At 67.1% G+C, this 252-nt stretch carries 1 pseudogene; it reads right to left on the minus strand.

The window, feature by feature from the left end:
* A pseudogene (locus tag XH80_RS00560) lies at nucleotides 1-252 on the minus strand (glucans biosynthesis glucosyltransferase MdoH); the annotation flags it as partial.

Below are 252 nucleotides of genomic sequence, written 5' to 3' on the forward strand. Positions count from 1 at the left end.
TCTTCGTAGCTGCCGCCAAGCGTCGGCAGCATGTAGATGCCCCATCCGGCCCGCCGCATCAGTGCGGCCTCGACAAAATCGTGACTCAGGATGTGGCCCCCGAATGGCTTGCGTCCGCGCAGCTGCGGCAGCGCGGCCGATTCCGCGAAGGCCTTCACCCGGATGATCGCGTTGTGGCCCCAGTAGTTGCCTTCTGAGCCGTGCCACCATGCCACGCCGGCCGCGATCATAGGGCCGTACAGGCGGCCCGCA

The sequence above is a fragment of the Bradyrhizobium sp. CCBAU 45384 genome, from assembly GCF_028128665.1.
Classification (GTDB): domain Bacteria; phylum Pseudomonadota; class Alphaproteobacteria; order Rhizobiales; family Xanthobacteraceae; genus Bradyrhizobium; species Bradyrhizobium manausense.